4 protein-coding genes and 1 tRNA gene are annotated in these 4,932 nt (G+C 63.8%); 4 read left to right on the top strand and 1 reads right to left on the bottom strand.

Annotated elements, in window-relative coordinates:
- Positions 1-1,053, top strand: a 1,053-nt coding sequence (locus VIM26_RS16955) for a class I tRNA ligase family protein (protein WP_331953292.1), incomplete at its 5' end; no start/stop codon positions are given.
- Between the two features lie 577 nt (positions 1,054-1,630).
- Positions 1,631-1,704, top strand: a tRNA-Gln gene (locus VIM26_RS16950).
- An 80-nt stretch (positions 1,705-1,784) separates the two neighbouring features.
- On the opposite strand, the gene VIM26_RS16945 is transcribed toward VIM26_RS16950, so the two are convergent.
- Positions 1,785-3,449, bottom strand: coding sequence for a hypothetical protein (locus tag VIM26_RS16945; protein WP_331953290.1), 1,665 nt, complete (start codon positions 3,447-3,449; stop codon positions 1,785-1,787).
- A 263-nt stretch (positions 3,450-3,712) separates the two neighbouring features.
- Here VIM26_RS16945 and VIM26_RS16940 point away from each other — a divergent pair, with 263 nt between their 5' ends.
- Positions 3,713-4,252: a helix-hairpin-helix domain-containing protein gene (locus tag VIM26_RS16940; protein ID WP_331953288.1), complete on the top strand. Its 540-nt coding sequence runs from the start codon at positions 3,713-3,715 to the stop codon at positions 4,250-4,252.
- Positions 4,253-4,317: 65 nt separating this feature from the next.
- Positions 4,318-4,932: DUF4131 domain-containing protein (locus VIM26_RS16935; RefSeq protein ID WP_331953286.1), on the top strand; the 615-nt coding region annotated here is incomplete at its 3' end.

The raw sequence follows: 4,932 nt of genomic DNA, 5'->3' as shown, positions 1-4,932 counted from the left end.
CCCAAGGAGTACAAGCCGCTGTCGGAGAATCCGGATTTCTTCGAGACGACGTGTCCCGTTTGTGGACGCGCGGCGCGGCGCGAGACGGACACGATGGATACGTTCATCGACTCCTCCTGGTACTTCTTGAGATACGCGAGCGCGAAGGATGCGAAGGAGTCGTTTGACACGGAGCTCGCCAACCACTGGATGGCGGTCGATCAATACACGGGTGGCGTGGAGCACGCGATTCTGCACCTGCTCTATTCACGATTCTTCGTCAAGGTGCTGCACGACGCAGGCATGCTCGATGTTTCGGAGCCGTTTACCCGGTTGTTCAACCAGGGGATGGTCAAGCGGTTCGGTCAGGTGATGTCGAAGTCGGCCGGCAACGGGGTGTCGCCCGACGAGCTGGTGGCCAAGCAGGGCGCGGATGCGGGGCGCATCTACGAGATGTTCATCGGTCCGCCTGAAGAGGATGTCGAGTGGACCGACGCTGGACTCAACGGCGTGGTGCGATTTCTGCAGCGCGTATGGCGTTTGGTTTTGGAACCGGCCTCGATCGTCGTCGAGGGCACCGGTGCGGAGGCGATGCTTTTGCAACGCAAGGCTGCGCAGACGGTCAAGAAGGTCACTGAGCATTTCGACGAGCTGCGTTTCAACACGGCGGTCGCGGCTTTGATGGAACTGGCGAATGCGATGCAGGGGTATTTGCAGAACGGCGGCGCGCGAGACGCCACCTGGGACTCGACAGTGCGCGTTTTGGTGAAGTTGCTCAACCCTCTCGCGCCGCATATGTGCGAGGAGATGTGGGAGAAGCTTGGAGAGGGCGGCATGCTGGCCGATTCCTCCTGGCCTGAGTACGACGCGGAGGCGGCGGCCGTGCCGGAGGTGACGGTGGTTGTGCAGGTCGATGGCAAGCTGCGCGAACGGCTCACCCTGCCGGTGGGCACTCCGGAGGAGGCGGTACTCGCTGCGGCGCTCGCGAGCGATCGGGTGCGAGCGGCGTTCGACGGGCGGAAACCATCCAAGGTGGTGTTCGTACCTGACCGGCTGATCAACCTGGTCCCTTAGGGGTCGGTTGGGGAGCGCTAGGCGGCGGCTCTGATGCCGGTGTCGACTACGTAGTCGGCGACGATGTCTGCGCCTGCGGTGACGACGACGGTTTGTGGTCCGTCAACGATGCGCCCAAAAGTCGTGGTTCCGACCTGCCAAGTTCCGGCTGGTAGGTCAATCGAGTAGGCGCCGGCAGAGTCGGTTTTCGCGATCTGTCTTGTACTGCCGTTGGTGAATGTGAGCTCGAACGTTGGGAGCGGCCACTGGCCGCACGTTTGGTCGGTTGGCTGGAGTGGGCAGGCTGGCTTGGCAGCGCACGGCCGGGCGTCCGGCTGGCTCGTGCCACCACACCCGAGCGCAACCACATGGCCGTGGACGTTGCCAGTTTGGTTCCCCGGTCCTGGGAAGTGGTAGGCCCCACAGGCAGCGGTCACAACCAGGATTCCAATCAGGAGCGCCGTTCTCATCAGTAAAGGAACGCTGGTCGCCTGAGCCAGGTCACGCCGCGGACCTAGAACCACCTGCCGTTCGCGTAGTGTTGTGGCGCCTCGAAGGGCACTTAACAAACGGCCACACACTTCTAGTAACCAGGCAATCCCGAGTAGCCAAGCGGTAAGGCAGGGGACTTTGGATCCTCGACCGAAGGTTCGAATCCTTCCTCGGGAACCACCCCCTCAATTCACACCTCTAATCGGCTGGCGTAGCCCGGGCAGCGATCCCGGGCTACGACCACTTACTGAGAACCGGGATTAGGGGTTCCTCTGCACGATTGTGAAGATGTCCGTCTCGCCGATGCCGGTTTCGGCTATTGCGTTGGCGCGACCGTCGGTCCACACGGCGTACACGGCCTTGGTGCTGGCCGCGAGCCCGTTGTAATCGCCAATGAAGGCGCCGCTCGTGAAGAACCCGAGGTTGGGATCCCAGTCCTTGCTGCTGATCTTGGAACTGGAGAAGCTTGACGCGTCGTTGCGCGACACCGCCTGCCACGTGTTGATCCGCACGTTCGCCGGGTCGAGCCGGCGGTCGAACCAGATCACGTAGAAGCGGCCGGACTCGTCCGCTGCCGCCCACGGGAAGAACTGGTCGTTGGCGGCGGGGTTGCCGGACGACCCGGTCGATAGGAACTTCGAGTTCGACCAGGTGAGCCCTCCATCCTTGGAGGTCTGGTAGGAGATGTCTGCCTTGGAGGTCGCCCGGTTGATGTTGTTCTGGTAGACGTACAAGAGAGTTCCGGTCTTCGGACTGTAGGCCAGGGATGTGGTGTTGGGCGCCCGGAAGTGCGTAGGCGGCAGGGTGTCGCTGCCAGCGCCGTCGTTGAAGTCCGCGTATTGACTCGGCTTGTCGATCTGCACCGCGGTCGGGAGGAAAGTCTGCCCTCCGTCGGTCGACTTCTGGAAGAGCAGATGCGGGTCGAAAGAGTCGTTGCAGTTCTCGGAAACGAACCCGACGTCCAGCGTGCCGTTCTTCTCGACCACGGGATCGCTGAACTGGTTGGCGGAGGAGCCAGTGCCGTCGCCGCCGGGTTGGTCGGACTGAATCGCCGTGTGCGACCAGGTGGACAGCACGGGGTTCGTGGTCGGAATCGCGTCCGTGTACGAAAGCTGGATTGGGCAGTAGTCGCTAAACCCGCTATCGAGCAAGTGGAACTTCGTGTAGGTCACGTATATACGCCCGTAATGCGAGCTGCTCCGGTTGTTGTCGACGGTGATGAGCTCCTTGTCGTTGAAGATGGAGTCGTCGACCGTGCCGGTGGTGTAGTCGAAGTTGGACGCTGCACGTGCGGCTTGACGGCCCGGAGTCCAGGTCTTCCCGTTGTCGACGGACTTGTAGACCTGCACTTCGGAGAAAGGCAGCGCGCGGAAGAAGCACAGTTGCGAGATGTAGAACGCGGCTTCCTTGCGACTGTAGGCCACGCCCGGGTCGCCCCCGCTGCAAAAGTCTCCCGTGCCGCGGAATTGCGGGCTGATCCGGGTACTCAACCATGTCTGCCCGCCGTCGGAAGTCCGCATGACCACAACGCCGCCGCTGACGTAGTCGTTCGCCGCCGCGACCGCGATCTCCGGATGGCTGACGTTGTAGGCGACCGCCGTTTCGTTCTGGGGCATGGGTGGGTAGCTGTCGTCGTTCATCTGGACGTTCGAATTGCTACTAGCCGCGGTGCCACCCGCACTTGTCGGGGCCTGCGCCCGCGTTGGGGCGCCTTGCCGATCGCTCGCTTCCTGAGCGGCGAGGACTGCACGGACGCCGCCCGAGATGCCACCCGGATAGTTCGCGACGTGAGCCACCCATCGCGGCGTCGCGGCCCCGGGTGTCTTGGGTGTGGACGAGAGGGGAAGGGCAGCCTGCGTTGCAATTGCGCCGATGAGGACGACGAGGATTGCAGGGATGACAACCACAGGGGCAAATCTCTTCATGGCCACCTCTTCACTAAAGCCCAGCGATGCCCTCACAAGATATCAAGTGCGGGATCCAGGTGGAGGTCGACGCTCCTCAGCTAGGTGCAGGGGTCGCGCCCGCGAGGAACTCGGGACTTTGGATCCTCGACCGAAGGTTCGAATCCTTGCTCGGGAACCAGGCTCTCGCGCACCCGTTAACAGGCTGGGTACCGCGACACACGCCGCCTGAGTAGCTTCGCGTCATGCGAAATCGCCCTCGACTCGTACCAGGTTGGAAGGGCATGCTGGCCCTCGGCCTGCCGGTCCTGATTGCGATCGGCGCTGTGGTCGGGGCGCATTTCTACTCCCTTTCTACACCCGCGGCCGCTCCTGACCCGCCGGTTCCGGTTGCGCCGGGCCTCGAGCTGCCTCCACCTAGCGGTCTCCTGGTCGACGTGGTCGGCGCGGTCGTCCGGCCGGGTCTGTATCGACTGCCAAGAGGCGATCGGGTTTACGACGCGATCGCCGCTGCGGGCGGACTCACTGGATATGCCGATTCCACCCGGCTTCCCAATCTCGCCGGCCGGCTGCAAGACGGCGAGCAGATCAAGGTTCCGGTTCTCAAAGGCGCGCCGGGCGGGACTGTGGTCAACCGCACGAGTCTCAACACCGCCACTGCGGATGAGCTCGCCCTGGTTCCCGGTTTCACCGAAGCATTCGCCCAGGACGTCATCGACTACCGCACCAACTTCGGGGGATTCCAGACCACGAGCGAGCTGGTCGACATCCTAGGAATGAGCGAATCGGACTTCATAATCGCGCGCCGCTACCTCACCCTGTGATCGCCTCAGAGGAGCACCGGAGCGGGATTTGGAGTTTGGCGCGGTACCCAGCGCTGGTCGTGGCGGTGGCTTGGTCCGGCGCGATCGCTGCCGCCGTCGTGCTGGCGCCTTCGCAACCGATTCTGGGCGCCCTCGCCCTAGCGATTGCCATCCCGTGCCTTGGGCTGGCGCTGCTTGTGAGACCTGCGGTGATTGCGATCGCCCTCGCCTTCGCCCTGATCGCAATTGGCCGCGCAGAGCTCCCGGCAGCGGACCTTCAGGCTCCCAGCCGTGCGCTTGCCGCCGCGGGCCAGACCGTGACGATCAGCGGCCGCGTCGCGGATGACAGCCATCCGGCGGCGGGCGGCTCTGAGGCTCTTGTCGAACCGGACAGGATCACGGGCAGCGGCAATGTGACGGTGGGCATCGGCAATCTGCTGGTTCGCTGGCGCGGTCCTGCGGAGGCGGCATTTGGCGACTCCGTACAAGCCAGCGGGAAGCTCACAATTCCGCGCGATCTGCCGACTTTCGACCGTCGCGCGTACCTGGCTCAGCGCCATGTGTTCCTGGAGTTGGTTGCGACCAGCTTCGACGTGGTGACGCCGGGCGGCGGCCTCGGCGGCTTGCCTGGATGGCTCCGCGCTCACTACGTCGCGGCGCTCGACGAAGCCCTCCCTGCCCCGCACGCTGCGGTGTTGCTC

This window comes from Pengzhenrongella sp. (assembly GCF_036565025.1).
Lineage (GTDB): Bacteria > Actinomycetota > Actinomycetes > Actinomycetales > Cellulomonadaceae > Pengzhenrongella.
The sequence above is the reverse complement of the archived record's forward strand: the minus strand, read 5'-3'. Positions and strand labels throughout refer to the sequence as shown.